This is a genomic window from Mesorhizobium salmacidum (SeqCode) (assembly GCF_037179605.1).
In the GTDB taxonomy this organism is placed as follows: Bacteria; Pseudomonadota; Alphaproteobacteria; order Rhizobiales; family Rhizobiaceae; genus Mesorhizobium; species Mesorhizobium salmacidum.
The window spans coordinates 64,917-89,636 of sequence record NZ_JAPYKS010000020.1; the positions used below are offsets into that span (position 1 = coordinate 64,917).

At 61.8% G+C, this 24,720-nt stretch carries 19 protein-coding genes and 1 pseudogene; 12 read left to right on the forward strand and 8 right to left on the reverse strand.

Features of this window, described 5'->3' with window-relative positions; all coding sequences use genetic code 11:
- The first annotated feature begins 72 nt into the window (after positions 1–72).
- The 7 genes and pseudogenes from O7A60_RS24310 (at position 73) to O7A60_RS24340 (ending at position 5,717) form a co-directional block, all read left to right on the forward strand.
- A complete protein-coding gene (locus O7A60_RS24310) occupies positions 73–732 on the forward strand; it encodes an amino acid ABC transporter permease (RefSeq protein ID WP_337108334.1) in 660 nt (219 codons plus the stop codon).
- Positions 722–1,378 (forward strand): amino acid ABC transporter permease, encoded by a 657-nt coding sequence (locus tag O7A60_RS24315; protein ID WP_337108335.1) that lies wholly within the window; start codon positions 722–724, stop codon positions 1,376–1,378. The genes O7A60_RS24310 and O7A60_RS24315 overlap by 11 nt, the downstream gene beginning before the upstream one ends.
- A 62-nt stretch (positions 1,379–1,440) precedes the next feature.
- Complete coding sequence (locus O7A60_RS24320; RefSeq protein WP_337108336.1) at positions 1,441–2,187, forward strand: amino acid ABC transporter ATP-binding protein; 747 nt, start codon at positions 1,441–1,443, stop codon at positions 2,185–2,187.
- A 16-nt stretch (positions 2,188–2,203) separates the two neighbouring features.
- Positions 2,204–3,238, forward strand: a complete 1,035-nt coding sequence (locus O7A60_RS24325) for a succinylglutamate desuccinylase/aspartoacylase family protein (RefSeq protein ID WP_337108337.1) — start codon at positions 2,204–2,206, stop codon at positions 3,236–3,238.
- Positions 3,239–3,305: 67 nt separating this feature from the next.
- Positions 3,306–4,400, forward strand: coding sequence for a threonine synthase (locus O7A60_RS24330; RefSeq protein WP_337108338.1), 1,095 nt, complete (start codon positions 3,306–3,308; stop codon positions 4,398–4,400).
- A 109-nt stretch (positions 4,401–4,509) separates the two neighbouring features.
- Positions 4,510–5,034: pseudogene (locus O7A60_RS24335) on the forward strand (HlyD family efflux transporter periplasmic adaptor subunit); the annotation flags it as partial.
- Between the two features lie 242 nt (positions 5,035–5,276).
- Entirely contained in the window at positions 5,277–5,717 is a 441-nt protein-coding gene (locus O7A60_RS24340) for a Ros/MucR family transcriptional regulator (protein ID WP_337108339.1), read from the forward strand.
- 56 nt (positions 5,718–5,773) lie between these two features.
- Here the strand turns inward: O7A60_RS24340 and O7A60_RS24345 are convergent, their stop codons facing one another.
- The 6 genes from O7A60_RS24345 to O7A60_RS24370 form a co-directional block, all read right to left on the reverse strand.
- On the reverse strand, positions 5,774–7,111 hold the full coding sequence (locus O7A60_RS24345) for an MmgE/PrpD family protein (protein WP_337108340.1): 1,338 nt from the start codon (positions 7,109–7,111) through the stop codon (positions 5,774–5,776).
- A 75-nt stretch (positions 7,112–7,186) separates the two neighbouring features.
- The gene (locus O7A60_RS24350) at positions 7,187–7,753 is read right to left on the reverse strand and encodes a GNAT family N-acetyltransferase (protein ID WP_337108341.1); all 567 of its coding nucleotides are present in this window, start codon (positions 7,751–7,753) and stop codon (positions 7,187–7,189) included.
- Positions 7,754–7,805: 52 nt separating this feature from the next.
- Positions 7,806–9,050 carry an MFS transporter gene (locus O7A60_RS24355; protein ID WP_337108342.1) on the reverse strand — a complete coding sequence of 415 codons (1,245 nt, stop codon included), beginning with the start codon at positions 9,048–9,050 and terminating at the stop codon, positions 7,806–7,808.
- Between the two features lie 149 nt (positions 9,051–9,199).
- Positions 9,200–10,237 (reverse strand): pyridoxal-phosphate dependent enzyme, encoded by a 1,038-nt coding sequence (locus tag O7A60_RS24360; protein ID WP_337108343.1) that lies wholly within the window; start codon positions 10,235–10,237, stop codon positions 9,200–9,202.
- Between the two features lie 23 nt (positions 10,238–10,260).
- Positions 10,261–10,974 carry a GHMP family kinase ATP-binding protein gene (locus O7A60_RS24365; RefSeq protein WP_337108344.1) on the reverse strand — a complete coding sequence of 238 codons (714 nt, stop codon included), beginning with the start codon at positions 10,972–10,974 and terminating at the stop codon, positions 10,261–10,263.
- 415 nt (positions 10,975–11,389) lie between these two features.
- Positions 11,390–12,091 (reverse strand): response regulator transcription factor, encoded by a 702-nt coding sequence (locus O7A60_RS24370; protein WP_337108345.1) that lies wholly within the window; start codon positions 12,089–12,091, stop codon positions 11,390–11,392.
- Between the two features lie 304 nt (positions 12,092–12,395).
- On the opposite strand from O7A60_RS24370, the gene O7A60_RS24375 reads away from it, so the two are divergent.
- Positions 12,396–13,319, forward strand: coding sequence for a nucleotidyltransferase and HEPN domain-containing protein (locus O7A60_RS24375; RefSeq protein WP_337108346.1), 924 nt, complete (start codon positions 12,396–12,398; stop codon positions 13,317–13,319).
- Between the two features lie 310 nt (positions 13,320–13,629).
- On the opposite strand, the gene O7A60_RS24380 is transcribed toward O7A60_RS24375, so the two are convergent.
- Together O7A60_RS24380 and O7A60_RS24385 are read right to left on the reverse strand one after the other, a co-directional pair.
- Complete coding sequence (locus tag O7A60_RS24380) at positions 13,630–14,862, reverse strand: serine hydrolase domain-containing protein (protein WP_337108347.1); 1,233 nt, start codon at positions 14,860–14,862, stop codon at positions 13,630–13,632.
- A 311-nt stretch (positions 14,863–15,173) separates the two neighbouring features.
- Positions 15,174–15,626, reverse strand: coding sequence for a YybH family protein (locus O7A60_RS24385; RefSeq protein ID WP_337108348.1), 453 nt, complete (start codon positions 15,624–15,626; stop codon positions 15,174–15,176).
- A gap of 292 nt (positions 15,627–15,918) precedes the next feature.
- Between O7A60_RS24385 and O7A60_RS24390 the strand changes: the two genes are divergently transcribed.
- The 4 genes from O7A60_RS24390 (at position 15,919) to O7A60_RS24405 (ending at position 24,534) form a co-directional block, all read left to right on the forward strand.
- Positions 15,919–18,081 (forward strand): AAA family ATPase, encoded by a 2,163-nt coding sequence (locus O7A60_RS24390; RefSeq protein WP_337108349.1) that lies wholly within the window; start codon positions 15,919–15,921, stop codon positions 18,079–18,081.
- A gap of 90 nt (positions 18,082–18,171) precedes the next feature.
- Positions 18,172–19,230 carry a hypothetical protein gene (locus O7A60_RS24395; RefSeq protein ID WP_337108350.1) on the forward strand — a complete coding sequence of 353 codons (1,059 nt, stop codon included), beginning with the start codon at positions 18,172–18,174 and terminating at the stop codon, positions 19,228–19,230.
- 577 nt (positions 19,231–19,807) lie between these two features.
- Positions 19,808–21,067 carry a metallophosphoesterase family protein gene (locus O7A60_RS24400; RefSeq protein ID WP_337108351.1) on the forward strand — a complete coding sequence of 420 codons (1,260 nt, stop codon included), beginning with the start codon at positions 19,808–19,810 and terminating at the stop codon, positions 21,065–21,067.
- Positions 21,064–24,534 (forward strand): ATP-binding protein, encoded by a 3,471-nt coding sequence (locus tag O7A60_RS24405; RefSeq protein WP_337108352.1) that lies wholly within the window; start codon positions 21,064–21,066, stop codon positions 24,532–24,534. Before O7A60_RS24400 ends, O7A60_RS24405 begins: the two co-directional genes overlap by 4 nt.
- Positions 24,535–24,720: the final 186 nt, after the last annotated feature.

Below are 24,720 nucleotides of genomic sequence, written 5' to 3' on the forward strand. Positions count from 1 at the left end.
GGCCGGACGCTCCGTGATTGCGGCAGCACTCATCGTGACGAGCGCAACGGACGGGATCAGGGATGTTCACGCGTGACCATTGTTGAAATATTTGTTGGAATTTTCGCGGGCTTCCGGACCACGGCAACCGTTACAGCATTGGGCTTGCTGTTTGCCGTGCCCTTCGCCTTGATCTTCGGCGTGGCGCAGTATCTGACGAGCGGCATATCCCGCATTGCCGTCACAGCAATAATAGAGTTCTGGCGCAGTTCCGCGGTCATCATACTTCTGTTTGTCTTCTACTATGTCCTGCCGATCATTGGCGTTCAAATGCCGGCGACCATCGTTGGCGCAATGGTGCTGGGGCTAAACACCGGGGGATACGCCAGCCAGGCTGTCAGGGCGGGGCTCCAATCGCTGGACCGGGGGCAGATCGAAGCTGCCGCGGCCCTTGGCCTGCCGCGACGCTGGATCCTCGCGCTGATCGAGCTGCCTCAAGCTCTGACCAGGATGGCACCGACCTTCATTAATCAGTTCATCCAGCTGGTTAAAGGAACGGCCCTCGTTTCGCTCGTCACCCTGACGGACATGACCTTTCGGGCAAAGGAGATCGCCGAGCTCGAGTATAATCCGGTGGGCGTCTACACATCGCTGCTGCTCGCCTATTTCGTCGTCTGTTACCCAGTCGCAATGTTTGGCCGGTGGGTCGAGCGTCGGATCGGCGTGGCACGAGGTTGGTCCAGTGACTTTTGATCTCGAATTCGCCGTATCGACCGTTCCAACAATTCTCAGCGTCATCGGAACCACAATCGGCGTGGCGCTGGCGAGTTGCCTGGGCGCCTCGGCATTGGGCTTCTGCCTTGAGATCACCAGGCGGGCGGCCTCCCTTGCCGGCTATCTGGTTCGCTTCGTCATCGACTTCATCCGGTCCACGCCGGTGCTGGCGTGGCTCTATTTTCTCTACTACGTCCTGCCGCACTATGGCGTCACGTTGCCGGCGCTGTTGGTCGGCATACTGGGCCTGAGCATCTATTTCAGTGGCTATCTGGCCGAGGTTTTCAAGGCGGGCATCGATGCTATTCCCGCGGGCCAGGCGGAAGCAGCTAAGGCGTTGGGACTGACACGGACCGACATTGTAGTGTTCGTGCTGGCTCCCCAGATGCTGCGCAACGTCGCGGCCCCCGTCGGGAACTATTTTGTCTCGATCCTGAAGGCCACACCTTACCTGGCGGTCATCGCCGTGCCGGAGATGCTGGGCAAGGCTTTGGATATCGCCTCCGATACCTACCGCTACGCCGAACCGCTGACTGTCGTCGGGCTCGCCTTTCTTCTCCTGGCGCTGACGGTCGCATGGTTGGTCGGCCGGATCGAACGCAAGCTGCTTGGGCCGACAAGATGATGAACCAGCCCATGCCACAGGACAGCTCTCAAGCCCCGGATATCGGGCAACCAGCTGGGGCGGTGCAACCCGTCCAGCCGCCAGCGCTGGAAACGGTCGCGCTCAACAAATGGTTCGGCAGCTTTCACGCCCTGAAGAACATTGATCTTGCCGCGCCGCAGGGAGGGCGGATCGTGATTTGCGGCCCCTCCGGATCGGGAAAGTCGACGCTCATCAGATGTCTGAACGGTCTGGAGACCTTTCAGAAGGGCGCCGTTCGCGTCAACGGCATAGATCTCAGCCGCGACCGACGGCAGTTGCAGAGACTTCGGCGCGGCATCGGCATGGTGTTTCAGCAGTTCAACCTATTCCCGCATCTCACGGTAATGGCCAACTGCATCCTCGCTTTGAAACGCGTGCTCGGCCAATCGAAGGCCGAGGCGGCAGGCGTGGCGCTTCACCATCTCGAGCGGGTGAGGGTTGCCGACCAGGCACACAAATATCCCAGCCAGTTATCCGGCGGCCAACAGCAGCGCGTCGCGATCGCTCGCGCGCTGTGCATGAACCCCAAGATCATGCTGTTCGATGAGCCGACCTCTTCGCTCGATCCCGAGATGGTCAAGGAGGTGCTCGACGTCATGACCGACCTCGCCAGGGACGGCACCACGATGCTTTGCGTCACACATGAAATGGGCTTTGCCCGCGAAGTTGCCGAGCAGATGGTGTTCATGGACCAAGGGAGCATCGTCGAGATCGCATCCCCTGCCAGTTTCTTCACCGCGCCAGGCCAGGAACGGACGCGGCTCTTTCTGGACAAGATGCTTCGCTGAATTGAGAGGGTGGAACATGGCCGGTAAGACACGCATCTGGACCCCGATCGACTATGACGCCGAGGGCAAGCAGTCGGACTGTCTGAGGCTACCGCATTCGACCGACCTTTCCGCTTATGGCTTCGTGCCCATACCGCTGGTCTGCATCAAGAATGGCAGCGGCCCAACCGCGCTGCTCATCGCAGGCAATCATGGCGACGAGTATGAGGGCCAGATCGCCCTTTGCAACCTCACCCGTGAGATCCGCCATGACCAGGTCTCGGGGCGGCTGATCATCCTTCCGGCTCTTAATTTTCCCGCTGTCGCCGCCGGCCGGCGTGTGTCGCCCCTTGATGAGGGCAATCTCAATCGTTCGTTTCCAGGCGATGCCGCCGGTACCCCAACGCAGATGATCGCACATTATGTCTGCGAAATGTTGATCCCGATGGCCGATATTGTCGTCGATCTCCACTCCGGCGGACGCTCCCTCGAGTATGTGGCAAGCGCGCTGGTGCGACCAGGGCGGACCGCCGGGGAACATGAACAACTGCTGCGCCTTTTGCGCCTGTTCGGCGCTCCAATCAGCTTCGTCAGCGACGGCACCGGGGGTGGCGGATTGACCACCCTGGCGGCGACCGCACAGGAACAGGGCGCGCTCGCTCTGACCACGGAGCTTGGCGGCGGCGCGACTCTGTCGAAAGAGGGCTTAGCGCTCGCCGAAGCTGGATTGAAGCGCCTGCTGCAAGACCAGGGAATTTTGCGCGAGGTCGCCGTCGAACCGGCTCCGCCGACGCGGTTCATGACCGTCAAAGGCCATAGCGCTTTCGTCTATGCCCGTGACCGGGGCATCTTCGAGCCGGCCGCGGAGATCGGCGAGGAGGTCGTCGGCGGCCAGATCGCCGGCCGCATTCACTTTCCGGACCTGCCGACGCGCGAACCCGAAGCGCTGTTCTTCGAAAGCTCCGGGCTAGTCGCGTGCCGCAGGGCGCCGTCACTTACCGAGCGCGGCGATTGCCTGTTCAAGGTGATGGCCGACCTGGACGCCGGACCAGAACGGGCGTCACATGCTTAGCTCAGAGCCGAGGCTCAATCCGCGCGTGAGTGGGATGCGCTGTATCCGCTGCCAGGCGGTCTTTGCGGTGGCGGACTACTTCGAAGGCTGCCCGATCTGCCTTGACCAGAACATGCCGGCAAGCCTGGCGATCGACTATCAGGACCTTCCCAGGTCCCTGGAGCGCGTCGGTGACTGGCAGGCCTACCCGGACTGCCCGACACTGGGGGAGGGCAACACGCCTCTGGTACGGATGCAGGGCCTTGCAAACGAGATCGGAGTCCACGCGCTCCATCTCAAGAACGAGGGCGCCAATCCTACCGGATCGCACAAGGACCGCATGAGCCGGTTTGTCGTCCAGCGCGCGTTGCAGAGCGGCGCCGAGACGGTTGCGGCTGCCTCCAGCGGCAATGCCGGCGTCTCTCTTGCCGCCTACGCGGCCCAGGCGGGGCTCGACTGCGTGATCGTCACCACACCTGCGATGAACCCGAACTGGCGGCGAGCAATCGAGATGCACGGAGCGACCTTGCTGGCCGCGCAAACGCCGCAACGCCGCTGGCAGGTGCTCGCCGATCGCGTCCGCGCCGGGGACTGGTATCCGGCCACCAACTTTATTGTCCCAGCGGTGGGCAGCAATCCGTTCGGGGTGGATGGCTACCGTTCGCTTGCTTTCGAGCTTTTTCTTCAGCTGGGCACCTATGCATGCACCGACATCATCGTTCCGACATCGAGGGCGGATCTGCTTTGGGGAATCGCGCGCGGCTATTGTGATCTGCAAAAGGCAGGGCTCATCGATGAACTGCCGCGTATTCATGCCGTTGAGCCCTTCGCACGCATTTCAAACGCGCTTGCAGGCGCTGATTACCGCGACCACTTTGAAGGCCATTCGGCTTTAACGTCAATCGGCGGATCGACGGTGACCTATCAGGCCCTTGATGCGATTGCCTCGTGCGGCGGATCGGCAGTGGTCGTAGAGGACGAACCGACCTACGACGACCAGAGGCGGCTGGCGCGGCGCTACGGCTTTTATCTCGAGCTGTCGAGCGCGGCGGTCTTGACCGGCTTGCGAAAGCTCGTCGCGCAAGGCACGGTCGGGCGGGACGCTAGGGTCGTACTGGTCGGCACTTCGAGTGGCGGTTGCGAATATCGCGCTTTTTCGCAAGGCATTGCCTCCGTCGACTAGTCTAGCAGAGCTTTGTTCCGGCCCGCGATCGTTTCGGGCGCTCGTCTGGCAAAATGGCGACCTCTCCAACGCCAGTGGTCGCCGGGGTGTCCGTTGAACCTGAGCGACTGAACTGCGCGATGTCCAGGGAAAGATATCCGAGTTCGTCGAACGTAAGGTTTCTGCCGAAGACCAGCTCAAACGCATCGATATCCGAAGCCTGCAGGATGGCGTCATTCACCAGCTAGCGGTCCATACGATCGGCGGCGTCATATCGCCGGGCGAGGTGATCATGCTGGTGGTGCCGGTGGCGGGCGAACTGACGGCCGAGGCCAGGATTGCGCCGCAGGATATCGACCAGCTCTCACTGGCCCAGCAGGTGACGCTGAAGCTGTCGGCGTTCAATCAACGCATAACGCCGAAACTGACCGAGGTCGTCAGCGAGATCTCCGCCGATCTGAGCGTCGACGAGCGCAGCGGCGCGGGTTTCTACACGGTCAGGGTCAGCCTGCCGAGCACAGAGTTGAAAAAGCTGAAAGGCTTGACCCTGGCCCCTGGCATGCCCGTCGAAGCCTTCTTTTCGACTGGCAGCCGGACAATGCTGTCCTACCTCGTCAAGCCACTGGCCGATCAAATCGAGCGGGCATTCCGGTAAGAGTGAGATGAAGGCTTGGGCACAGATGAAAGGTCGATTTCTGATGGTGTGCCGCCATTGATGGGACAGTTCTATATATGCGCCGGCGGGTTTTGATCGCCGAACAGCCAGGCGTGGAACCGAATTCGGATTGCGGCCCCTTGTTGCTTCGATGGGCCATGTATCCACCTGACGTCAGGACGTTGCGAAATCCGGAATTCCGCAATAGGAACGTGTTGCACAGGGCAATACAGGAGTTCCAATTGACCAATACCGAGAGCGTCGACCCCATCGGTTTGACTGCCGACATCGTGGCCGCCTACGTCCAGAACAATCCGGTGCCGACAACGGGCTTACCCGATCTGATCGCCAGCGTACATGCCGCACTGTTGAAGCTGGAGCAGCCGGTGGTCGCCGTCAGACCCGCGCCGGTCCCTGCTGTCAATCCAAAGAAGTCGGTCTTTCCTGACTACATCGTCAGTTTGGAAGACGGCCGAAAATTCAAATCGATGAAGCGTCATTTGGGCCTGCTTGGCATGACGCCCGATGAATACAGGGCCAAATGGGGCTTGGCCAAGGACTATCCTATGGTCGCGGCAAGCTACGCCGCGCAACGGTCCGCCTTGGCGAAATCGATCGGGCTCGGCCGCAAGGCGCCCCCGCCGCCCAAAGCGGCGCGCGCAAGAAGGAAAGTGAGCGCATAGCCGGGCGGGGTCTCCTCACTGTTCAGCTACCACCGAAACATGGCGGCCGCCGCCACCTAAACGCCGTCGCCTGGATGGGCCGCCAGGCAAGCGAACAGCGGTGCGATCTCTCCCTCTTCGAGCAACCCCACGGACCGAATAAGTTGCTCGAGAGCGTCCCGCGACAGGATATCGCGGCCGAGGTCATGCAGCTTTTCCTCGACGCTCAAGCGGTCCATGGGGTTGTTGGCGTCGCCCAGCGGGAGCGGCACGTCAACGACGCGCTCGCGCCGCTCGGCAACCATTGTCACCCGCGCCGGCGTGCGCTGCGGAAAGATGCCGGCCAGGTCGTCGGGATAGCGGATCTCGACTTTCGCCGCGAGCGCCACCACCTCCGGATCCGAAAGCGAACACGGACGCAAAGGCCGGAAGGCCGCCGCGCCGCGCAGCGCGGCAAGTGCTGCTGCAAAGGGCACTGAAAACTGCCCGCCCTCGAGCGAGTCGGGCGCGATTTCGTTGGGCAGTTTTCGCGCTTCGGGAAAGATCTCGACGATCAACCGATCGATCGGCTCCCCTGGATCGCGATCCGCAACGAGCGAGAGCACGGCATCGATGACCGGATGCGTATAGCGGCAGGCCGCATAGGGTTTGAGATAGGTCTCGGTGATCAGCCAGCGGCTGCCAAGGTCGGCGGTGATGGCGTCGACATCGTAGGCGTGGGCCCGGTCCAGCAAGTCGATCGAGCCGGTCATGCCGGCACCGGCTCGATCGACCGCCAACAGCGCCGTGACTGTCGACCAGGGGCTGCTGCCCTTGACGGAGCTCGCCTGGCAATCGCCCTGCGGCAGGTTTTGCGGCGCTTCGGCGCCTGCTATCGCGATTGCGTGTGCGAGTTGGGAGGCTTGCATGCCGCGCAGCCATCCGATTGCGGTCGCGACGCCGAAGCCGGTCCACTGACCACTGGCAAAGCTCATCGTGTCGGTGAAGCGGCGCGCAGCGGCGATGCGCAAGGCGACATCGTAGCCGAGCGCGGTCGCGGTGAGCACATCATGGCCATCGCTGCCCAGCTTTGCTGCTTCCATCAGCACGGCGGGAACGATGGCAGCACCCGGATGGCCCGCCGCAAGACAATGGCCGTCATCGACGTCGAGCGAACTCGCCGCTGCGCAATTGGCAAACAGAGCGCCGAGCGGATGCAACCCGGCACCGGCGAACCAGGCGTGCGACGCACCTGGTCCAAAGCAAGCTCTCGCGGCAATGCGCGACAGCCGCGCATTGTCGGTCGGCGCGCCGCCGACGAGGGCCGCGATCGTGTCGAGAATGGCGCGCTGCGTCTTCTCGACGACCGAGTCCGGCAGGTCCTGGTACCTGGTAAAACAGGCAAATGCGGCAAACCGCTGCGTCACAAACTGCATCGCTTCCTCCCAATGTAGCTATACCTAGTATACCTAGTTGACAGAAATGGAAAGACCGACGCGGGGAAAGTCGCGTCAGCCACAGCCGCGCGGAACCCTCGCCGTCAGGATGTTTTGATCGCCGATCGGACCGTGGAAGACTTCACCGGTGTCGCTGAAATCCACTTTGAGATAGGCGGATTTCGCCGCAGCATTGCGGGTGTTGACGGCAAGCATCAACTGCCTGATATCGGGACGTTCCCGCCGCAGCCACGAGATCGCCAGGCCGACCCCGGCGCGGCCGTATCCCATGCCTTGCAAGGTGCGGCAGATGCGGAAACTGTGCAATGTGACCGCGTCTCGTGGCGCCCACGGCGGCAGTGCCTGCTTCTCGCGAAGAATGAAGAAGCCCACCGTGTTGTCGGCGGCGGCAATGGCAAAGGGATGCTCGAACTGCGGATGCTGGCTGTTTTGCAGTTCGTCAAAGACAGCATCCACCGAGCCGGCGAACTGTTCCTGTTCAGCATCGAGCAGCAACGTCTTGATGGCGGGCCGATCGCAGGGCGCCACGCGCTGCAGGCTGATCCCGTCCAGGCGCGGCACGATCGACGAAGCCCCCGCTTCACCCAATGCCGGCCCACGGGATTTCGATGGCGACCTCATGACTTTGTCCTCGCTTCATAGGCCGGCCAGCGGGCGGTCCGGGCCGACCTGGTCACCATGGCTTGGAGAATCCCTGACGCCATTGTATCCAAAGCACGCCGCAACTTCCCACGGCAAACAGGCTGGCGAGACCGAGAAAGATGTGACGGGTAGGAGCACCCGGCATGAGACCCGGCAGTAGGTAAATCAGAACTGCCACGAGCCCGATTGCAGCATCGATATTGCTGCGCACGCGGCCAACCATCGGGCTTGGTACAACCTTCAGTATCGTAACGTCCGCGCCGGCACGCACCATCATGAAGGACAGGCCGATGAGACCTTGCCAGAGCACAGCCTCGGCCATGGTTCGGGAGGTCGAAAAGGCCGCCGTCGCGCCAGCGAGCAACATGGTTCCCACGGCAAGGAGGAGCTTTTCCCTTGCCACACCGGAAAGCCAGGCAAGGGTGAGGCTTCCGATCAGGCCACCTCCGGAATACATCGCCGCAAGCCAGCCATAGAGGGTGGCTGGAAGCTTCAACTCGTAGCGCGCGAAGCCGGCAAGAAGCGCATTGGAGGCATGTGCCGATGCGTAGGCCAGCAACAGTGCAAGGCCCGCCGACCTGAGACGGGGGGTCGCTATGGTCTCCCGAAGACCTGCCATAAAATGCGCAATGTGGAGACCAGGGCGTTTCGGTCCGGTGACATCCTGGTCATAAAGGAACGTCGCGAACAGGGCGGCCAGAAAGGAGGAGGCCGCACAAATGGCCAGACTGCCGGCCACGCCGACAAGTATCAGACAAAGCCCGGCAATTGCGGCACCTGCTATATTTCCGATCTGGCTGGAGAAAATGCCCATGGACACGGTGCGCATCAGCACTCGTGCGCCAGCCAGCTTTATCAACGCCTGGCTACTGGGATAGGAGAGAAGTGAACCGACCGAGATGAGGCTAGCGGTGGCGTAGAGGACGCCGATCGGTGTGTGTTGTGGAGAACAGAACCAGGCGAGGACGGCAAGCAGGCCTACGCCCGCGCCATGAATTGTCTCGCCCATCATGAACACCCTGCGCCGGCGGCAGCGGTCGATCTGGGGTCCGAGGAACGGCCCCACGGTGAAGGCCAGCAATTGCCAGCAGATCAAGACCCTGCCGACCGAGGCGATTTCACCAGTGATCTGCAGCGCGAACCACGACGCCAGAACGATGTACATGCTGCGCGCGCATTGCATGGCGAGAAGCATGGCGTAGATCGGCAGGATGGACCGGCTTTGACACAGTATCTTCGGACGCCGATGGTTGAGCCTCTGACTTCGAAACTCCATGGCCTCAGCTCCCTCTACCGCGCGGCCCGGCCCGCCGGGCATGGCTGCCGGGCGGCCAGTGGCGGGGTTGTTGCCGGAGCCGCCTGGCGATTGCGCCACCAGCGCTCGGGCAAAACCGTCAGAACCCGTTGCGCTGTCCGCCGGCCGCATCACTCCCTACCGGCCTGCGCCAGCACTTCCTCCAGTGTCCTGCGCCCCCAGCCGAAACGGGACCATGCCGGCATCGGCTCGGTCGGTGCGCCGACCGTGACCGGGTTGGCACGCAATGGACCTGGCCACCCGGCCACCGTTGCAAGCCATTGCTGGTCGTAGACGGTTTCGACGTAACGGTGACCCTCGTCGGGAAACAGCACGACCACCTTCTTGTCCGGGTTGTTACGCGACCACCATTCGGCAACCCTGTAGGCCGCGCCGCTGGTCGGGCCCATGAAAAGCCCGTGCTCGCGATGAAGCTGATGCGTGGCGTCAAAGACTTCTGCCGGCGTGAGCCAATGGACCTCGTCGAACTGGCTGTGCTCGACATTGCCGGGAAGAATGTTGCCACCTAGCCCGCTCAGGTTGAGCTTGCCGCTCGGCTGGCCAAACAGCACACTGCTGGGCGTATCAACGCCGATCGCATGGAGCTCGGGAAACAGAGTGCGCAGGTAACGCGATGTCCCACTCATGGAACCACCCGATCCGACCGGACCGACCAGACAGTCCAGCCTGCCGACCCTGTCTATCAACTGTTCGGCAATTTTCCCGTAGGAGAGCGGGTTGTCGCGATTGTCGTACTGCGAGGGCCAGTAGCTGCCGGAAATGTCGCGCAGATACTCATGCAAGCGATCGAGCCGCGCTTGCTGCAACCCGCCAGAGGGCGCCGGGCTGTCCACGACCGTCACCTCGGCGCCGAGTTCGACGAGGCGCCTATGGAGATGGCGATCGAGCGCCCAGTCGCTGACCAGGATCAGCCTGTATCCATGCTGAACAGCCAGCATGGCCAAGGCAAGACCAAAGGTTCCCGATGAGGATTCGCAGATTGTCCCACCCGGTCGCAACCGTCCCTGTTCGACGGCGCGCTCGAGCATGAACCGGGCCGGCAGGAGCTTCATGAGAAAGAAGCTGGCGCCGAAGAGGTTTGCGCCGAGCGGAACGAGGCGCGGCCCCTCGAAATCCTCCAGCCGGCGCATCAGCACATGGATCGACATCGAGCTTTCCCTTCGCCAGGTTGTCAGTGACGGAAGATCGCCGGCTCGAAGCCGGAATGTCGCAACGCGTCCATCGCGCCGTTGATGTTCACGGATGCGTCTCGGTCAAGCGCATCAAACATCAGCCCGACAACCGTGCCGCTATGGGCGACCTGAATGCCAATGGCGTCGAAACGGCTCCCGACGGTTTCGATCTCGTCCAGACCCGGCTTTGGCAGGAAGCGCTCGTTGATCCGCGCGCTTGCCGTCGCGACCCTACCCAGCATGCGGACGTCCGCATGCTTGATGGCTGTCCGCAGCAGACTGCGCAGCGGCCTAAAGGTTTCGATTTCCAGGGCGTCATAGCGCGCCGGCCGATACTCGAGCGTATCGATAGTCACCTCGGGCGTTGTGTCGATGCTGATCAGATGGATTGGCGGCAGCGGCCTGCGGAAGGCTTCCATTACGATGCCGTCGCGATGCGCAAAAAGCACAGCCTGCTGTTTGAACAGGGTGGAGTCACAGGCGGTTTCGGCGCTGACAGCGACGCGCATGACCTCGTCCGACGCCGGTTCGATCTCCAGCCAATCCAGGACTGCCTGAATGCTCGCCAGAACGTCGGCCGTCGACGATCCCATGCCGCGCCCGACCGGGATGTTGCTGTCAATAGCGAGATTGCCGCCGGTCCCCGGAGGGCCGAACCTTGCGATCGTCAGTTCCGCGGCCCGCCTGGCCTTGTCGCACGAGCCCGGCAGCACACGAACGCCACCGCCGTCGCTTGCGATGAACGTCGCCCTGGATTTCAGCTGGCGGCAGGGCAGCGAAACCAGCGCGCGCCGCAGGCGGGCGCCATCGTCCTCGAACAGGCCCTGAACCAGCTCGCCATGGTGGCCGACAGCCACGCCAAATCCTGCTCCGTCCAACATGAGCGACACTCCTGAAAAGCAACGTATTAGTCGGCTCTGATGTAACTTCTACCGTATGCTTTCAGCCGGGGCGCCATTGCGCAACAACGAACAAAATAATCTTTTGTGTAACGTACATGACGTGTTATTTATTCTATACTTCACCAGTATTGCGCACAGATCACAAGGCAGGGTTGCCTTTAGCCAGAGAGCCAGCATGGCATGCGGTCGTCGCCCAGGATCGACTGGACTTCACCCGCTGAAATGATCAGAAGGGTCTGCGCGCCAGTGCGTATCCGGCGAGCCTGACGGTGCGGATGGCGGCGGCCCGCGAGCACTGGCTGATCAGCTTTCGCAGCTGAGAGATATGGACATCGACCGTGCGCGCGCCGACACCGCGGCTGCTCGCCCAGCCAACGCCAATCAGTTCTTCACGGCTGAGTACCTTCTCGGGGTTCTCCAGCATGTGGCGCAGCAACTTGAATTCGATCGGCCCAAGCGCGATCTCCTTGCCAGCGCACGAGACGCGATGAGTGTCGACCCGCATTTCGACATCGGCGTACACGAGGGGTCGCCCACCGCGCGTCGCCGGCCCTGGCGCCTGGCCAATGGCGAGCCTGGAGCGCAGGTAGTGGAGCAGCTTGGCCGGCGCGAAGGGCCTTACGAAACACTCGTCGATACCCGACTGCAAGAGCTGGATATGCTGCGCTTCAGCGCCGGGATGAACCAGCGCCACACAGGGGAGGGCGCCCAGCAGGGCATCCTGCTTCAACCGAGCGCTTTGTGCCGCCACCTTGTTGTCTGGCCGACAGTCCAGCAACACAGCCTCGACTGGCCTGTCGGAGACGACTGCCAGCACGTCATCGACGCAGGGGGCCAGCATGCTGGCGAAGCCATCGACCTCGAGGATGTGGCCAAGGAGAAGATAGAAGTCCGCATCCTGCGAGCAGACCGCAATCAATGGTTTCATAGGGCAGCTCAGTCTTTCGCCGCGATCCAGGGCGATTTCGCAGATCGAATCCGGCGCGCCGGACGCCAGAATGGCAGATCAGGTCAATAATGACAACAAAGCCTCTCCCGCTCCCAGATCATGGACTTGCGGATCACCTTCGGCTCCGTTTCGTTGCCCCACCTAGATTTGTCGATCCGCGTTTTCTCATGCTAGACTCTGTTGATGCGACGCGCGCCCCAGGCAGCCTTTCCCATAGAACGAAGCCTGCTATAACCAGCGCTTCCACGCGCTCCAGCCTTCACCAACCCATGAACCGACCCGCATGAAAACCAGCATCGATCACTTGCCGGATTACAAGCAGGAGGAGCTCGCCCGCGTGGTCGAAATCCTGCATCTGGAATTCGAGGACGCGCTGGCGGAGAGCAGCGCAGAGTGGAAGAAGAGCGGCCGCATCCTGAAGATCATCCTGTTCGGCTCCTATGCCCGCGGCGACTGGGTCGACGAACCTCTGACGATGAAGGGCTATCGCAGCGATTTCGACCTGCTGGTGATCGTCAACAACAACAAGCTCTCCGACTTCGCCTACTGGTACAAGGCCAAGGACCGGCTGGAGCGCGACCGCGCCATCAAGACCCCGACCAGCTTCATCGTGCACAGCCGCCGCTTCGTGAACACGGCGCTGCGCCAGGGGCAGTACTTTTTCACGGACATTCGCCGCGAGGGCATTGTCCTCTATGAACTCGACGACGAGCCTCTGGCCGAGCCGAGGCCGCTTACGCCGAAAGCGGCGTACCTGATCACGGAAGATAATTTCCGAAACAGGGCTCCAGGCGCTAAGCAATGGCTTGAGACTTTCGCGTTTCAGCTTGGCAGGTCGCGCACAGACGGCGGATGGAGAAAAGCGGCCGCATTCACTCTTCATCAAGCCATCGAACATACCTATGCAACGCTGTTACTGGTGCTGACAAACTATAGTCCGCCATCCCATAAACTTACATTTCTGCGCTCTTTGGCTGAAGACCAAGATCGGCGGCTATCTGAAGTCTGGCCGCGGGATCAGCAGCGTCATCGCGCGTGGTTCAACACGCTGAACGAAGCCTATGTGAAGGCTCGCTACTCAAGACACTACATCATTAGCGAAGAGGCGCTCGTCTGGCTGGGTGAGCGCACAGCGGAACTGCACAAACGCACGGAGCAAATCTGCGTTGAGCATCTAGCGCGGATGAAGGAAGCCGCAGACCTATGATGACTATTTGAGATTGCGCGCGGGCCGTTGGAGCCACTCGGGTGTAGTCGAGCGAGAGTTATGGAATGACCGCAATGGGGCCGGAAGCGGACTGGCAGGTTCGCGACTAGGGTATTCAATAGCGGACATTGAGGTGGTGCGGCCATCGTCGTGAGGTGACCGATGGCCGAAGCGAGGTCCGCTCGTGAAGCTGGCTGATGAGGTGGAAGAGCACTGCCCGCCGGCTTGCGCGAAGAGCTCATCGAGCACGACGAAGTCGAGCCGGCCCAGCTTGCTATGCGCAAAGTTTGCTCAGCTTCTGTTGAGAGGTCTAGGCCCCCGTCAACGCGCCATGGACGAGTGCGCGCAGCTCTTTGCGCACGGGAATGGCGCTCGAAGGCAGCAGTTGCGTGAAGAGAACAACAACCATGTCATCGCCCGGGCTCACCCAGAAGAAGGTGCCTGCCGCTCCGCCCCAGCCATAATCACCCACTTGCGCCGAAATTTGTGCCTTGGCCGGGTCGAGGACGACAGAGCCTAATAGGCCGAACCCGACACCATCGAACTGTGTCTCGGCCCAAACTTCGGTTGCCATCGAGGCAAGATCTCCCGGTAGGTGATTGCACGCCGCCAAGCTCAAAGTGCGGGGACTAAGGATGCGTTCGCCGTTGAGTACACCTCCAGCCCGCAGCATTTCGGCGAACCGCCAGTAATCGTCGATGGTTCCGACGAGCCCGCCTCCACCGCAGAACGTATCAACCCTGGCTTGCCGCCACGCTGAAACTTCCGGCGCTTCGTGCAATGCCATGCCGCCAACAGTCGCCTCATAGAGCGGGGGAAAACGGCTGATCTCAGACTCCGGCACAGAGAAGCCGGTGTCGGTCATGCCGAGCGGCTCGAAGATGCGAGTCGCGAAGTACTTGTCGAGCGTCATTCCGGAAACGACTTCCACGATGCGGCCGATGACATCGGACCCGGTGCTGTATTGCCATTTCCTGCCCGGTTCCCATTCCAATGGCAGCTCGGCAATCCTGCGCACCATCTTGTCGAGCCCACCGTAGGCAAGGGCGAGGCCAAGTTTTTCCTTGGCATAAGCTTCACCGAGCAGTCCGGGATTCGTAAAAAGGCTTAGGCCAGATGTGTGGGTCAGCAGATGGTGGATCGTTATCTTCGTTTTGACGGGCACTGTTTGATCCAGCGATGTAGCGCCCGGTATCAGAAGTTGCGCGTTTTTGAATTCCGGCAGGTAAGCTTCGACCGGATCGTCGAGATGCACGCGCGCCTCCTCGTACAGCATCATCAGCGCAACTGCGGTGACAGGCTTGGTCATCGAGTAGATGCGGGCGATAAGGTCGCGCTGCCAGGGCCGCTTGGCTTCGACATCCGCGTAACCGGCACAGTCGAAAAAGGCGAGTTCTCCATGGCGCGCGACGAGCACCGCACCACCCGGCCAGCGCCCGGTGTCGACATAGCGCTGCATCCACTGCTTCAGTCGTACCAGCCGCCCCTTGTCGAAGCCGAGGCCGGCAGGATCACGAACTGGTTCGCTATCAAATTGACTCATCGCGCCATGTCCTTCGCAAACAAAGGCCCTTTGGACGATCCTGCGCTCTCCCCGCACTATTGCCAATAGTTGCCTGCTGAAGTCCCTACGACAGACTTGAGGCGCTTCTTCAGTGTGGTCTTTGGGTCAACGCGGCACTCAAACCGTGCGCCGCGCACGCCAGCCTTCCCTTCTCACCAATTGCCCGTGCGGTTATGCGCTGCACTCTTGAGCGCGCGATTTCGTATCAAGCGGCGACACGCCTGAATTGCTTGAGGTCGCAGAAGAAGTTCTCGGCGAGATGGCGCCACTCATAGCGTCGTACGTGCCTTTCATTTCCCCGAGTCGGAATTCCATATATCCCGGTAGAGCTTCCAGGTGCGGTCCTGACCTTTCTTCCAGACCACCACATATTTCCCGGTCGCATCGACCAGCTTCGAATCCTTGCCGGGTGCCTTGAGAGAGAAACTCCCGGACTCGAACGCAAAATCTCCACTTTCTTGGACATCAAGCGTCGAAAGCGTGAGCCCCGATATGCCCATATCCATCGCGCCCTGCCATAGCTTCTGGATATTCTGGCGGCCGTCGACACGCGCCATATCCGGCGGGAATGCGGCCGCGTCATCCGCGTACTTCGACGCAACTCCGGCCGCGTCCTTGCTGTTATAAGCCTTCACGAACTCGGCATTAGCGGCTTCGATGGCTTCCTTCGCAGACTGGGCCTGGGCAGAACCCATGCACAGTGACGTGAAAACGACGGCTAGAAGACAGTGCTTCAAAGTCATTTCATCCTCCCGCGTTCCGGTTTCTGGATACCAGTTCCTCCAAAGTGGAGATCAATCGCGCGAATGGTCGTGGGCCGCACTCTATATTAATTTAACTTGTCCTAATATGCCATCTGAATGCAGGCTACCCACCAGTAAAAATTCGGGACTGGTGGCATCATTCACTGATAAGATAACGCACCGCCAACGGGGCATTGCTCATCGCGAGAGACGCGACCAGGCTTAGTGTTTGCGATATAGTGGTCGGGCAAAGCCTCCACCGCCTGGGAGGTAGGCACGTGGATGTTCGGGCATGGCTGGTGGCCTCGGCCTCGGCGAGTATGCCGACGCCTTCGGTAGCCACGACATCGATGAAAAGGTGCTTCCAAGCCTGACCGCCGACGATCTGACGGCGCTCGGGATCACGTCGATTGGGCATCGGCGTAAGTTGCTCAGCGGCATTGCGGCCCTGGCCGAAGATCAGATCCGGCCCACCACGGCTCGTCGGCCGCCTCCACGCTCGGAATCTCGCGCGGAGCGTCGACAGCTGACCGTTATGTTCGTCGACCTCGTCGGCTCGACGGCGCTGGCGACACGGCTGGATCCCGAGGACCTGCGTGAGATCATCGGAGCGTATCACCGTTGTGTCGCCGATACGGTCGCCCACTTCGGCGGCTTTGTCGCCAAGTATATGGGCGACGGAGTTTTGGTGTATTTCGGCTACCCGCAGGCGAACGAGAACGCCGCCGAGCAGGCGGTGCGCGCTGGCCTTGCTCTCGTCGATGCCGTCAGGCGACTCCCAGAGCCCGAGCCATTGCGGGTTCGTATCGGCATCGGCACCGGACAGGTCGTGGTTGGCGATCTGATCACCGCCGGCGAAGGGCAAGAGCGCGGCGTCGTGGGCGAGACGCCGAACCTCGCCGCCCGCCTGCAAGCTCTTGCCGAACCCGACGCGGTCGTGATCGGGCCGCAAACGCGGCAGCTGGTCGGCGATCTTTTCGAATATCGCGATCTTGGCGCCGTCGAGGTGAAAGGCTTTCCGGAGCCGATCCATCCCTATCAGGTGTTTCGTGAGAGCGCTGTCGAAAGCCGGTACGAGGCGCTGCATGGGACGACGCCCACGCCGCTGGTCGGGCGTGAGGAGGAGGTCGACCTGTTGCAGCGTCACTGGCATCGCGCGAAAAGTGGTGAAGGTCGCGTGGTGCTGCTCTCAGGCGAGCCCGGCATCGGAAAGTCGCGCCTGACCGTCACCTTGCAGGAGCGGATCCAGAATGAGCCACACACCCGCTTGCGCTATTTCTGTTCGCCGCACCATCAAGACAGCGCGCTCCACCCGACCATTGCGCAGCTAGAACGTGCCGCCGGGTTGGAGCGCGACGACCCGCCTGAGAGGAAGCTGGATAAGCTTGCGGCCCTGCTTGCCCCGGCCTCGCCGGAGGACGGGGCGCTGCTGGCCGAGCTGCTGTCGTTGCCGACCGAAGGCCGCTTCCCGCTTCTCCAACTGACGCCCCAGCGTAAGAAAGAGAAAACCTTCGATGCGCTGCTCCGGCAGCTCGAAGACCTGGCGCGACAAGGTCCTGTGCTGATGCTCTTCGAGGATGTGCACTGGATCGACCCCAGTTCGCGGGAACTGCTCGACCTTATCATCGAGCGCATGTCGAGCCTGCCGGTGCTACTGGTCGTCACCTTTCGCCCGGAATTTCAAGCGCCATGGACCGGGCAGGCACATGTCAGACTGCTTGCCCTCAGCCGGCTGGACCGTCGCGACGGCGCCGCGCTGGTCCAACGGGTCGTCGGCAACGGAGAGCTGCCGAGCGATGTTGTCGCCGAGATCATTGAACGCACGGATGGGGTGCCACTGTTCGTCGAGGAGCTAACCAAGGCGGTGTTGGAGAGCGGCAACGCCAGGACAGTGCTCTCAAGAGCTGCTGCGACGGCGTTGAACGTCCCCGCCACACTGCATGCCTCGTTGATGGCGCGGCTCGATCGCCTCGGCTCAACCGTTAAGGAGGTCGCACAAGTCGGCGCGGTTCTCGGTCGGGAGTTCTCCTACGAATTGTTGGCAGCGGTCGCACAGCGAAATGTCGCTGATCTGAATGGCGCACTGGATCAACTCGTCGGCGCCGGTCTGGTGTTCTGCCGAGGGACCCGGCCACTGGCCACTTACTCTTCAAGCATGCGCTCGTTCAGGACGCAGCCTATGGCACGCTGCTGCGCGCCAAGCGTCAGGAGCTACATAAGCGTGTCGCAGACGTGTTGGAGGAAAAGTGGACCGAAATCACTGAAGCGCAACCCGAGCTCCTCGCGCACCACCTTCAAGAAGCTGGGGATTGGGCGGGCGCGCTCGATCACTGGCAAAAGGCGGGAAGGGCCGCCGTGGCCAGAGCTGCCACTCGGGAAGCCGTGTCGCCCTTTGCCAATGCTATTGATTGCAGCACGAGACTTGGCGATATGTCCGGCGGCGCCGAACGGATGACACATCTCCACCTTGCGATGGCCAATGCCTTGATGCAGGCTGAAGGGTATCGCTCTGAGCGCCTTGGGAAGACGCTTGAGGATGCACGTCTTGCCGCCGCGAACACTTGCATCGGTCGAATTGCAATGTGACGTTGCGCTTTCACTCGCCGCATTTTTTTATGTCACTGGGCGCAATCACGATTACCTGACCCTGGCCGAAGAGCAGCTCACAAACGGTGCCGATCTCCTTCCGACGGCCCATCTGGGTGGTCTTTGGGCAACGAAGGGAATTGCTCATTCCAACCGAGGAGAACAACCACTGGCAGCGGAGGCATTGCGGAATGCCTTAGATCTGATTGATCGTGTTGACCCAAGTCGTCGCATTTCGTTCGCCGGTGCGGATCAACGTGTGTCTGCCCAGGCATATTTCAGCGAATCGCTGATTATATTGGGTCTCTTTGATGCTGCAGTCGAAGAGAAAGAGTGCCTGACGCGAGATTTTGACCAGCTCGATAAGCCCTTCGACCTCGCGTGGCATCTTCTCGTGCAGTGCCAATTGTGCGCGCTACTCGGCCAATACAAGGAATTACTCGATAACGCTAAGAAGATCGTCGAGATTTGCGAACGGCATGGCTACACGGCGCGTCGAAGCAGTGGCCTCAGGTGGCGTGGCCATGCCCGCTCGCATCTAGGTGACCTGGATGCCGGCATCGATGACGTCCGGGAGAGTGTGGTTCTTTGGCGTGGGCAGGGCGTCGTATTTCATACCCCTGAGAAAGTATGCGAACTTTGTGATCTTCTCCTGCGGGCCGGTCGCATCGAAGATGCATCGCAAATGCTTGATGATGTCGATACCCTCATTTGCGACACGGACGAGGCGAGCTATCTGGCAGAATGTATCCGCCTTCGTGGCCGGATCGCAGCAGATAGAGGTGACCTGACGGGTGCCGCGCACCTTTTCGAAGCAGCGATTGCTACTGCCCGTCGGCAGCAAGCGAGACTTTTCGAGCTTCGCGCCGCAACGCAACTAGCACCGGTTCTGGCACGTCAAGGTCGTGTCCATGAGGCCGCGACGCGTCTGCAAGCGGTGGTCCACACATTTAACACTAGGTATACAATCGTCGACCTCATCGCGGCACAAAGGGCGCTGGACGCCCTGAGCCGTTGAGGTCGCACCATCTGCGTGGATTCCGACAACGTTGTTTGCGAGCTTGGCTCATTGCGCGCCCGAGACGCGCGTTCGTTTGGACTGGAATGTAACGGAATTGAGACGTTCACGCTTGTCCCCGCGTAGGTCCGAATATGACGCAACTGTGACCTCTACTATGGTCCCCAGCGATGTCTGCTTTCAGGCAGTGACGAGGTTGACCTCTATGACCGCCATTGGGCGCAAAGCGGACACTTCGGTGCCTGTGTCGCAAACGACTTTGCGCGCTTGGGCTTTAGGTTACAGACGCTTTTGATCGGTACGAAATCGAAAGGAAGCTAAGTTTGACGTTTGGAAGGAAGTTGTCGTCCCGCTTCAGGAAGGGCCACGTTCTCCGAGCGAAAACCGACGGCCCCGATGGGTGGTGGCTAGGGCATTGGCAGCCTTGCCGCCATTCGCACCCTCAAAGCGATAGGGGCTGGCAAACACGTTCGCAAAAAAGCGAAGTGAGTAGTTGCTCAATCTCACGACACGCCCCGTAGAAAAATTTCTCCTCGGCCTCTGTTGAACCCCTTATGTTCGGAGGCTGGAGACCGTCATGGCATTTCGATTCGTACACACCGCCGACATTCATCTCGACTCGCCGCTGCGTTCGCTCGCGTTGCGAAACCGCGAGCTTGCCGAGCTCGTCGGTGATGCCAGCCGCCAGGCATTCGTCTCGATCGTGGATCTGTGCCTTGCCGAGCATGTCGATGCGCTGGTCATCGCCGGCGATCTCTATGACGGCGACCAGACGTCGATGAAAACGGCACGTTTCCTCGCGTCGCAAATGGCACGCCTGCATCAGGCCGGCATCCGGGTGTTCAAGATCCGCGGCAACCATGATGCGCTGTCGCGAATATCGAAACAGCTGGTGTTTCCCGACACCGTGACGATCTTCGGCGCCCGGCCCCAGTCGGTGCTGCAGACAGCCGGCGGGCTCGATGTGATGTTCCATGGCTTGAGCTTTGCCAATCCCAAGGCGCCAGACAGTCTGCTGCCGAAATATCCGGCCGCCCGCGAGGGCGCGGTCAATGTCGGGATCATGCACACCAGCCTGGCAGGGTCGCCAGGTCACGACGTCTACGCCCCGTGCAGTCTCGCCGACCTGCACGGCCATGGTTTCGACTACTGGGCGCTCGGGCACATCCATGTCCGCCAAGTCCATCCCGGAACAAGCACCGTAGTGATGCCGGGAATACCGCAGGGCAGGGACATCAACGAAGCCGGCGCAAAGTCCGTCACCCTTGTGACTATACACGACGACCGTTCGATCGAGATCGAGGAAAGGCTGACCAGTGTCGCGCAATTCGAGCGCGCGAGCGTCGGCCTGACCGGCACTGTTGAATGGCCTGAAGTCGTTGGGCGCGTCCGCACCGCGCTCGAAACTATCCGGACCACCGTCAGGTCGCGTCATGCTGTCATCCGCCTCAGCCTGACGGGCGCGTCACCTGTGTCATGGGCACTGATCCGCGACCGCGACCTGCTGCTCGCCGAGGCCGAGCAGGCAGCCGAACAGGTGGGCGACACCTGGGTGGAAAAGCTGGAGCATGATCTCGGTCCGCCCAGGGCCGGAACGGCCGAGGACGGAGCTGATCCGATTTTCGAGCTCGCGCAATCGATGCGTGCCGACGCGGGCTCGCAAGCCTTCCGGGCCGAGGCGAGGGCGTTCGTGCAGAAGATGATCGCGGATCTGCCGGCCGAAGGGCGCGACTTCGCCGGAAAGGACGAGGCCGGGCTGGAGCTCTTCCTCGACAAGGTGCTCGCCGGCGGTGCCAACCTCGTCACGGCCCGTCTCAAGGCAGGTGGCGCGCAATGAGGCTGCGGCGCCTTGATCTTATCCGTTACGGGAAGTTCACCGACAGGATGATCGATTTCGGACCCAAGCCGGAATCAGGCCCCGACCTGCATATCGTGTTCGGCCTGAACGAGGCCGGCAAGTCGACGGCGCTGTCGGGCTATCTGGATCTGCTGTTCGGCATCGAGGAGCGCAGCCGCTACAATTTCCTGCACGAGTACAGCGCCATGCGCATTGGCGGGGTGCTCGAACTGGCTGGCACGGAGCACGCCTTCACGCGCACCAAACAGCGCAGCAACTCGCTCTTGGACGCCATGGGCCAACCTGTGAGCGAAATGGCGATAGCGGCTCATCTGGCCGGCCTGTCGCGCGATGCCTACCAGACCATGTTTTCCCTGGACGACGAAACGCTGGAAGCTGGCGGCAAGTCGATCCTGGAATCGCGCGGCGACCTCGGCAAGCTGCTGTTTACAGCCAGCGCTGGTCTTGGACATGCCAGCGACACGTTGAGCGCGCTCGAGACCGAAGCGGACGGGCTTTACCGGAAACAGGCGCATGGAACCAAGCTTGCGCTGCTTAAAAAGCGTCTTGCCGAGCTGAAATCCAGCAGGGAACAGATCGACACCTTGGCCTCGGCCTATGAGAGCCTGGAAGCCGAGCGTCGTGAGGCGGCACAACACTATGACCGGACCATCGCCGAGCGATCGGTGCTGTCGGCCCGGCTTGACACCATTGCCAGATACCTGCGCGCCGGTCCGATCCTCGCTGACATCCGGCGCAAGACAGCCCGGCTGGCCGACCTACCGAACATCGCTTCACCGGCGCGGACCTGGACAGGCAGCGTTGCCGGACTGATCGATGACGATGCCAGCCTGAGAACGCGATTGTCCGCAAACGTCGACGAGGTCGAGCGGCTGAAAACGAAGATTGCCTCGGTCGACGTCGATGAGGCGATCCTCGGCGTCTCGGAGCGCATCCGCAGCCTGGCGGAAAGCAAGGTGCGCCATGTCTCGGCGGGCCTCGACCTTCCCAATCGCAGGATGGACCTGCAAATCCTCGACAACGCCGTGGCGAGCTGCCTTGCCGCGCTCGGACGATCTTCAGAGCGCGACCCCGCTGCGCTGCTCTTGCCGGCCGCTATTATCGGCGCTGTTCGCACCATGGTCGAGCAGCGGTCCGGGATTGCCACTGCAGCACGCGTTGCCCGCGACGAGGCCGCGGCAGCCCTCGATGCGCTGCAGGCGGCGCGAGACCGTGTTGGCGAGGAGCGGGCGGTGCCCGAGCCGGCCAGAGCCAGGCTGAACGCGGCCCTAGCGAAGGCGAGGGCGAGCGGCCACCTCGGCGACATCAAGGCGGCACGCGAGACGCAGGACGCCGGCGTGATCAAATGGGAGGCGGCACTTGGCCGTTTGCATCCCTGGTCCGGCGACGCCCGGGGGCTGGCTGGCATCGCAGTTCCGAGCGCTAGACAGATTGGCGTCTGGAAAACGCTTGCCGCGGAGCTTGGCAGAAACAAAACCGTTCTGTCCGAACGTGTTGCCGAACACCAGCGCAACCACGAACTGCTTGCGGCGCGTCTGCGCGCGCTTCGCGCCGCGGTCGACGTCCCCGACGATGACGTGGCCGCCGGCATCCGGCGTAGCCGCGACGAAGCGTGGGCAAGGCATCGCGGTGCGCTGAGCGGCGAAACAGCCGACGCCTTCGCCGCGGCGCTGGCGCGCGACGACGATGTCGGTGCGAGCAGATTGGCTGGCGCGGGCGCGCTTGCCGATGTCCGGGCGGTAACGCACGGCCTCGCGGAAACAGCAGCCGACATTGAACGTATCCGCGACAAGCTTGCGCAGACCGACATGGAGGCGAACGCCGCATTGTCGCAGATGCGCGCGGCAGCCAGCGACCTGCTTGGCGAAGGTCTGGGGGCATCGCTCGACAGCCTCGTCGAATCGATGGAGGATCGCATTTCGGCCCGCGCCGATGCGCTCGCGGCCCGGCAGGAGATCGAACTCGCCGCCAAAAAGGTTGGGCGGGCGACCGATGACGAGGCCCGGCTGAGGCTGGAACTCACCAAGGCGCTGGAGAGCGTCGGCATCGGTCCGGATAACGGCGACAGCCTCGAGACGATCATGGCTGTCGCCGAGTCGTTTCTCGACCGGCAGCGCAAGGTCGACGCCGAATATGCCGAGGCGCTCAAGACAGTCGGCGCCAGACAGGAAGAGCTGGCCACCCGGCGACGGGCTGTGGACGTGACAGAGCGCCGTGAGGAAGAGTGGCTGGCCGGCATTGTCGAGGCGCTGAGAGGCACCTGGCTCGAGAACGGGCTTTCCGCAGCGGGTCTCGGCACCGTTCTCGACCAACTGAGTGAGCTGTCCAGGAGCCTGCAGGAGCGCGACGCGATGCAACTGCGCATCGAGAAGATGCAGGCCGACCGCGAAAATTTCGTGCTCGATGTTGCGGCGGTAGCAGCTGAAGCGGGCGAGCCGGCGAACGACGAAGAGCCAGAACAATTGGCGATCCGGCTGGCTGAGCGCTTGGCGCGTGCCGATCGAGCGCGCGAGGCGAAGGCAAATCTCGCTGCTGATTTGCAACGCCTCCTGGACGGTCGTGAGATCCTTGACGCTGACATTTCGGCGCATGACCGACGCAAGAACGAGGTCCTGAGTGCGTTTGCGGTAGCGACGGTTGCTGAAGTCGTGGAACGCGACGAGCTGTTGCGAGAGCGCGATCGTCTGCGCGCGACAGTCACCGAACTTGAGGACCAGCTGGCAGCCGAACTCGGCGTGGAGGGTTTCGAGCAGGCACGTTCGATCCTCGATACGCTCGATTTCGACGGCCTGGCAATCGAGAAAGCGGAAGGGGAGCAGCGGCTTCAGCAGCTTGACGAAACAATCCAGCAACAGCTGATCCGGCAAACGCGGGCGGGCGACAAGCTCGACGCCATCGGTGGCGACAGCGCCGTTGCGCGCATAGACGCCGAGCGACGCACGGTCCTGCTGGAAATCGAGGATAAGGCGGTCCGCTACATCGAATTGAAACTGGGCGTGATGTCGGCCGGGAATGCTTTGCGCGTCTATCGCGAGCGCCATCGCTCCGGGATGATGGCGCGGGCCTCCGACGCATTCGCGCTGATGACGCGCGGGCGCTACTCGGGGCTCACAACCCAACCGGTGAAAGGTGGCGAAGTCCTTATCGCCCTGCAGAGCGACGGGCAGTCGAAAGTGACCGAGGCGCTGTCAAAAGGCGCGCGCTTTCAGCTCTATTTGGCTCTCAGACTTGCCGGCTATTATGAGTTCGCGCAGTTTCGCCCTTCGGTCCCTTTCATCGCCGACGACATCATGGAGACCTTCGACCACGTCCGCTCAGAGGAGGTTTTCAGGTTGTTTGGTCAAATGGCGGATGCCGGCCAGGTGATCTATCTCACGCACCACCAGCACCTGTGCGAGATCGCGAAGACCATCGTGCCGGGCGTCACTATCCACGAACTCGGATAGGTATTCGTCTTTTGGGCTTAGAGGCGCGGACTTGTGCCTGGGATGTTGTGGCGTGCACCATGGCTCGCCGAGACCTGCAGGCTAACGCCGTCCAGCAACGCAGCGACCAATCAGGCTCGGCGGTATTGCCTCGGCTCCGGCCCCGAGTGAGACATGGCGACGGGCTCTCACGGAGCTTGAACTTAG

Bases quoted from the DNA above. Each gene is read 5' to 3' on its own strand.
- O7A60_RS24325 (WP_337108337.1), top strand. From the start codon at position 2,204: ATGGCCGGTAAGACACGCATCTGGACCCCGATCGACTATGACGCCGAG.
- O7A60_RS24345 (WP_337108340.1), bottom strand. From the start codon at position 7,111: ATGCAGTTTGTGACGCAGCGGTTTGCCGCATTTGCCTGTTTTACCAGG.
- O7A60_RS24350 (WP_337108341.1), bottom strand. From the start codon at position 7,753: ATGAGGTCGCCATCGAAATCCCGTGGGCCGGCATTGGGTGAAGCGGGG.
- O7A60_RS24355 (WP_337108342.1), bottom strand. From the start codon at position 9,050: ATGGAGTTTCGAAGTCAGAGGCTCAACCATCGGCGTCCGAAGATACTG.
- O7A60_RS24360 (WP_337108343.1), bottom strand. From the start codon at position 10,237: ATGTCGATCCATGTGCTGATGCGCCGGCTGGAGGATTTCGAGGGGCCG.
- O7A60_RS24370 (WP_337108345.1), bottom strand. From the start codon at position 12,091: ATGAAACCATTGATTGCGGTCTGCTCGCAGGATGCGGACTTCTATCTT.
- O7A60_RS24375 (WP_337108346.1), top strand. From the start codon at position 12,396: ATGAAAACCAGCATCGATCACTTGCCGGATTACAAGCAGGAGGAGCTC.
- O7A60_RS24380 (WP_337108347.1), bottom strand. From the start codon at position 14,862: ATGAGTCAATTTGATAGCGAACCAGTTCGTGATCCTGCCGGCCTCGGC.
- O7A60_RS24385 (WP_337108348.1), bottom strand. From the start codon at position 15,626: ATGACTTTGAAGCACTGTCTTCTAGCCGTCGTTTTCACGTCACTGTGC.
- O7A60_RS24390 (WP_337108349.1), top strand. From the start codon at position 15,919: ATGGCTGGTGGCCTCGGCCTCGGCGAGTATGCCGACGCCTTCGGTAGC.
- O7A60_RS24400 (WP_337108351.1), top strand. From the start codon at position 19,808: ATGGCATTTCGATTCGTACACACCGCCGACATTCATCTCGACTCGCCG.
- O7A60_RS24405 (WP_337108352.1), top strand. From the start codon at position 21,064: ATGAGGCTGCGGCGCCTTGATCTTATCCGTTACGGGAAGTTCACCGAC.